This window comes from Cytophaga sp., from assembly GCF_051961495.1.
Lineage (GTDB): Bacteria > Bacteroidota > Bacteroidia > Cytophagales > Cytophagaceae > Cytophaga.
The window spans coordinates 1-5,117 of sequence record NZ_JBQCDF010000323.1; the positions used below are offsets into that span (position 1 = coordinate 1).

General features: G+C 45.7%; 4 protein-coding genes. 1 reads left to right on the forward strand and 3 read right to left on the reverse strand.

Annotation, left to right across the window (positions count from 1 at the left end):
- Window positions 1-1,153, forward strand: a 1,153-nt coding sequence (locus tag ACTHJT_RS17775; RefSeq protein ID WP_440240713.1) for a T9SS type A sorting domain-containing protein, incomplete at its 5' end; no start/stop codon positions are given.
- 92 nt (window positions 1,154-1,245) lie between these two features.
- Here the strand turns inward: ACTHJT_RS17775 and ACTHJT_RS17780 are convergent.
- The 3 genes from ACTHJT_RS17780 to ACTHJT_RS17790 all read right to left on the reverse strand — a co-directional run.
- Window positions 1,246-1,521 carry a hypothetical protein gene (locus ACTHJT_RS17780; protein ID WP_440240715.1) on the reverse strand — a complete coding sequence of 92 codons (276 nt, stop codon included), beginning with the start codon at window positions 1,519-1,521 and terminating at the stop codon, window positions 1,246-1,248.
- Window positions 1,522-1,546: 25 nt separating this feature from the next.
- Window positions 1,547-3,094, reverse strand: a complete 1,548-nt coding sequence (locus tag ACTHJT_RS17785; protein ID WP_440240717.1) for a protein adenylyltransferase SelO — start codon at window positions 3,092-3,094, stop codon at window positions 1,547-1,549.
- Window positions 3,095-3,194: 100 nt separating this feature from the next.
- Window positions 3,195-5,117, reverse strand: a 1,923-nt coding sequence (locus tag ACTHJT_RS17790; protein ID WP_440240719.1) for a T9SS type A sorting domain-containing protein, incomplete at its 5' end; no start/stop codon positions are given.

Genomic DNA, 5,117 nt, shown 5'->3' on the forward strand with positions numbered 1-5,117 from the left:
TGTAACGATGACAAGCAATGCAACTTGTCCGTCGACTCCAACAGCAACAAGTGCTGCGGTAGTGATTACCGTAAACGCGACAGTGACACCATCGGTAACGGCTAGCTCTTCGGCAACCACGATCTGTGCAGGTACAAGTATAACGATAACAGGCACTCCTTCAAATGGCGATAGTACTCCTGCGTACCAATGGAAAAAAGGCGGTATTGCTATCTCCGGTGCTACCAATGCAACCTATACGACAACAACAGCTGCAAATAATGATAGCTATACTGTAACGATGACAAGCAATGCAACCTGTACAACGACAGCTTCCGCAACAAGTCCTGCTGTAGTAATTACTGTAAGTTCTTCTGTAACACCTACCATTGCTATTGATGTTGCTCCAAGTACTACTATTTATGAAGGCCAGACACTTACTTTCTCAGCGACTTATACAAACGGCGGCACAGCTCCTGCATTCCAATGGAAGAAAAGCGGCACGGCAATATCAGGCGCAACGAATACATCATACACTACAGCTGCGGCAGCAAACAACGATAGTTATACGGTGACAATGACTTCAAACTCAAGCTGTGCCAGTGTTTCACAGGTTACTTCGAATGCTGTTGCGATAACGGTCAATCCGAACCCTCCGTTTGATAGCAATGTATCCGGGCCTGCTTCCGTAACAAGCAACCAGACTGGCGTAACTTATTCAGTGACTGACCAGCCTGGCATGACATATACATGGTCTGTTCCGGCAGGCGCAACCATTGTGAGCGGACAAGGTACAAACTCTATCGTTGTTGATTTCGGTTCATCCAGCGGTAATGTTACGTTAGTGGAAACAAATCCAGCCGGACAAACGTCAACGATTACATTAGCTGTAACCGTTAGCACTGCTACAGCCGTACTCGTTTCATCTGCAGAATCTGCTGTTAAAGTTTACCCCGTTCCTTGTGCTGAAAGAATAACAATCGATTTACATGAATCGGTAACGGCAGCATTATCTTATACAATTGTTGATGCACAGGGCAACATTGTACTGATGAATACCATCAGTTATTCAGGTACACCAATAACCATTGAAATGCCTTTCGCACAGGGAATGTATGAATTGATCATAACATGGAATGAGCATAGAGCCATTCAAAAAATAATAAAGCAATAGTTAGTAATAGTTCAGGTTGAGGTTAAGTATAAAAGGTACGTGTGATATTCATCATGCGTGCCTTTTATTTTTTAATGTCTTCTCCCACGCATTTAAAAAATGATGCAGGAATCCGGTACAGCGGGATTATTCTCAACCACACAGATCCGGTTTACAGGTGTCGCATCAAATTGCTCAACCGGCACACCGGAAATTTCCATGACTGTTTTGAAATCCTTTTGAAAAAGAAGTCCATATTCCACTACCAGTTTTGCAAAATCAACCGGATTCATTTTAATCTTATATAAATCTGTTATGTTTAACTTTTCAATATGCGCAACAATAGCTGCATAGTTAACATCACCGATATACCGAGGTCCTGTTTTCATTACAGAAATTTCAATTTATTTTATACTAAGAACTGCAAGACAGCATCGAACAACCTGCCTTTTGCCTGGCCCAGTCGGGGCGCTTTGCAAAGTATTCATCTGCCTCCCGGGAATACGGATTCTGAATATACTTCTCCAGTTTTTTCAACATACCATCATCCCCTTTTTCAAGCTTTGAAATGGCTTCATGCAATATATAATTTCTTAATACGAAGCGTGGATTAGCGGCACGCATTGTATTTACAGATACTTCACGTGTACAGCTGTTTGCCTTGATGCGATTGTTATATGCCAGCATAACCGCATACAGATGATCTGTATCGGGAGCCGTATAGAATGATGCTTCAAAGAAATGATTCACATCTTCTGCGGACCCTATATTTTCAGGTAGTTCAATCAATAGCTGATAAAAAATTGTCATATCCGGCTTGATGGCACGCAGCATCTCTTCAAACGAATCAATCAGCGGACGATCCTCATCCCGCAACTGATCGAAGCCCAGCTTCTTTGCCATCATGGTATAATACTTCTGCTCATACAGGTCCTGATATTCCTTCAGCACAGCAACAAGCTTATCCGTTCCGTGTACTAAAAAAGCCAGCGCGTTTGCCAGCTTTCCTAAATTCCAGTAAGCCACTGCAGCCTGATTACCGAAGGCATATCTTCTTCCAGGAAGATCGGTGGTGTTTGGCGTGAAGCGTTCTTCGTATTCATCTAGAAAAGAATAAGGCCCGTAATCAATGGTCAATCCAAGGATCGACATGTTATCGGTATTCATTACTCCATGTACAAAACCAACCCGCAGCCATTCAACAATCATGTTTGCTGTTTTTTCTGCTATCGCACGAAACAATTGTACTACCCGGTCTTCGCCTGTAATTTCAGGGTAATACCGTTCAATAACCCAGTCACACAATTGCTGACTCAGCGACAGATAATTTCTTTCAGCCAGTATTTCAAAATTTCCAAAGCGTATAAATGAAGGCGCAACGCGTAAAACAACAGCGCCCGGTTCATATTCAGGGTGGCCGTTGTAAAACATATCACGCAGTACCGGATCACCTGTAGCAACAAGGCTTAGCGCCCGTGTAGTAGGCACACCCAGATGATGCATGGCCTCGCTCATTAAATATTCCCGGAGCGAAGAACGTAATACAGCTCTTCCGTCTGAGTTTCTCGAATACGGTGTCGGCCCGGCTCCCTTCAGCTGCAGTTCATAATCAACACCATCTTTGCCACTGCAGAAACCCAACGAGATTGCCCGGCCGTCGCCCAGCTGTCCGGCCCAATTGCCGAACTGGTGACCTGCGTAACAGGAAGCATACGGTTTCATCTGTGGATTGATTGCATTACCACCCAAAATAGATACATCCAGTTCATCGGGTTGATCAAGTCCAAGGTTGAAGGCCACCGCATCCGACCAGGCAAGCAAAGTTGGCTTGGCCACCGGTGTAGGCATCACCTGACAATACAACACGCCGGGAGTCTGCCGCGTTGTGCGGTCCATAGAGGTATCACCGGGGAAAGTATCGGTAAATTCGTTGGTAATGGATCTGGAATGTAAATGTTCCATGTAGTTGATTTAATCAGATGGAATTACAAAGCTAGCAAAATTCATAAAAAGAAAAGCCATGCAGTGATGCATGGCTTTTCTTTCAGAGTAAGCTTTTGGCTTATTGCTTAATTATTTTTCTGGTTTCTACAATTCCCTTCTGTTCCACACGTACCAGATAGATACCTGACAAGAGTTCATTACCCAACCGGGTTTCCGTATCATAGGCCCCCTGAAGCATTAATTGTCCGCTGGCACTGTAAATGCTAACATCAAATACACCCTCGTCAACAGAGACGTTAAAATCATTGATACCCGGATTCGGGTAGATCATTAAACCGGCAATGATACCACTTTTCACGCTTGTTGTTGTACCACATTCAGACACATCGGTTTTGGGTATGATACCCGTTGTACCACCTGAGCAAATATTACATACATCCAATTTTGCAGAACCATTAATTATGCCGGCACAATCTGTACAGGTTCCTTCCTGTCTGCCACAGCCGCAATCGCCAGGCGATGTTTTAGCTGCATCTGCCGGACATTGATCTCCTACTGCGGCTACATATCCTGCTGGCTGCGTACAGGCATACATCATCACTGCAACATCCCCCACGCCATCACCGTCAGCATCCTGATACCACAGAGTAGCCTCCCCGACAAGACTATTCAATGGCTGACAATCCATAGAATCCGACACCCCGTCGTTATCATCATCGGTATCAATACAATCTGCATCTCCGTCTGAATCCGTATCCGTTTCTGCATTTCCGCAACCACAATCACCCGGCACAATTTTATTCGCATCTGTCAGGCACTGATCTCCGGCCTGATCCACATAACCTATAGGCTTCGTGCAAGCAATCATTGTTACAGCCGCATTACCAAAACCGTCGCCGTCAACATCTTCATACCAGGTTGGACCTGTAGAAATGGTGACCGTTGTAGCGGAAGAAGTCGCTTTACAGTTATTTGCGTTTGTTACCTCAACCGTATAAGAACCGGCTGTGGTTGCTGTATAGGATTGTGTCGTTGCTACCTGTGTAGTGCCGTTGAACCATTTGTATGAAGAACCGGCGCTTGAAGTTAACACCACACTGCCTCCCGTGCAGAATGTTGTTGTGGTTGCTGCCGTGATCGTTGCTGCAGGAAGTGCATTTACCGTTACCGTTGTTGCTGCGGAAGTCGCTTTACAGTTATTCGCATTTGTTACTTCAACCGTATAAGAACCGGCTGTGGTTGCTGTATAGGATTGTGTCGTCGCTACCTGTGTAGTGCCGTTGAACCATTTGTATGAAGAACCGGCGCTCGAAGTTAACACCACACTGCCTCCCGTGCAGAATGTTGTCGCAGTTGTTGCCGTGATCGTTGCCGCAGGCAGTGCATTTACCGTTACCGTTGTTGCTGCGGAAGTCGCTTTACAATTATTCGCGTTTGTTACCTCAACCGTGTAAGAACCGGCCGTGGCTGCTGTATAGGATTGTGTCGTTGCTACTTGTGTAGTGCCGTTGAACCATTTGTATGAAGAACCGGCGCTCGAAGTTAACACCACACTGCCACCCGTGCAGAATGTTGTTGTGGTTGCTGCCGTGATCGTTGCGGCCGGCAGTGCATTTACCGTTACCGTTGTAGCGGAAGAAGTCGCTTTACAGTTATTCGCGTTTGTCACTTCAACCGTATAAGAACCGGCCGTGGCTGCTGTATAGGATTGTGTCGTTGCTACCTGTGTAGTGCCGTTGAACCATTTGTATGAAGAACCGGCGCTTGAAGTTAATACCACGCTACCGCCCGTGCAGAATGTTGTCGCAGTTGCTGCCGTGATCGTTGCGGCTGGCAGTGCATTTACCGTTACCGTTGTAGCGGAAGAAGTCGCTTTACAGTTATTCGCGTTTGTTACTTCAACCGTATAAGAACCGGCTGTGGTTGCTGTATAGGATTGTGTCGCTGCTACCTGTGTAGTGCCGTTGAACCATTTGTATGAAGAACCGGCGCTCGAAGTTAACACCACACTGCCACCCGTGCAGAATGTTGTTGTGGTTGC

Bases quoted from the DNA above. Each gene is read 5' to 3' on its own strand.
- ACTHJT_RS17780 (WP_440240715.1), bottom strand. From the start codon at position 1,521: ATGAAAACAGGACCTCGGTATATCGGTGATGTTAACTATGCAGCTATT.
- ACTHJT_RS17785 (WP_440240717.1), bottom strand. From the start codon at position 3,094: ATGGAACATTTACATTCCAGATCCATTACCAACGAATTTACCGATACT.